This window comes from Pseudoalteromonas sp. CO348 (assembly GCF_004208845.1).
Lineage (GTDB): Bacteria > Pseudomonadota > Gammaproteobacteria > Enterobacterales > Alteromonadaceae > Pseudoalteromonas > Pseudoalteromonas maricaloris.
Window position 1 is genome coordinate 1 of record NZ_SGPI01000052.1, and the last position, 1084, is coordinate 1084.

The 1084-nt window shown below is 48.8% G+C and carries 1 pseudogene; it reads right to left on the minus strand.

The features are described 5' to 3' along the window. Positions 1-1084: pseudogene (locus EXT48_RS23980) on the minus strand (DUF2345 domain-containing protein); the annotation flags it as partial.

Here is a 1084-nt window from a genome sequence, read left to right on the forward strand (position 1 = left end):
TCCATACAGTGGGTTTTTAGGGCGATTATCTTCTGGCAGGTAATCGCGTTTATCCTCACCATATTGCACGGTGTATTGACCGGGCGGGGCATTCTCAATTTTTGCTTTACCGCTGTCATCTAAGTTACCGGTCAGCGCTGTGCCGTTTGCAAATCGAATGGTATAAGGCGCACCCATAATTGGGCTACCATCTTGATAGGTATAAGACAACTCAATGGTACTGCTCGCCATGGTGGCAATGCCATCGGCGGCAAGTGAGAGTCGAGCATTCTCAGAGAGGGCTTGAATTTGCGGTGCACTCGGCATAGTGGCGCTTTGTTTGCTGCCAATATCTTGCTCCATGCTGCCGTCAAACACAGTCATGGCTTTGCCTTTTAAGGTCAGTAACTTGTCTGCAAAGAGGTTGACGTTACCACTTGAGTCAATACTGATTTCACTGCCGCCATTGGCAAGGGTGAGGTTGCCGGAGCCACTGCCTTTAATCGTGATATTGCCTTGGCTTTGGATGATTTGACTTCCCGCTGGGGCGGTGATGGTGAGGTTGTTGTCTGCCTTGAGCTTTATATCACTTTGGATAACACTGCGATGGCTGCGACCCGCCTTAAGGGTGATATTTTGTGTGGCGCTGACGTCAATTTGATTGGCGGTGACGTCTAGGTTGGTTGCTGCATCGGCAATGACTGACTTTTTACTCTCCAGTGCCAGTTGTTGTTTGGCGCTGGCAATAAAGGTTTTATTGGTGAGTAGTCGAATTGCGCTTTTAACACTGCCAAGTTGTATATCTTTGGCCGCAAAAATATTCATCGCGCCAAGTTGCGCAAGCCAGTGAATGTAAGGCCGCTTTTTATCCCCATGTAACACCAAGTGCTGGTTGCCCGCTAGGGTTTGCAACACAACATGCGGGGTATTTGGGGTGTCATCAAACATCAATAGGTTTTGGCCGCGAGAGCAGAGCACGTTTTGGGTGTTATTGGCGCTAGTAACAACGGATGGTTGGGTGTCGTTAAGGGCAAAGCCTAACAAGTAACTTTGGTCTGGGTCGTTGTTCATACAACCGATGAGCACATTACTGTCTGGCAGCAGT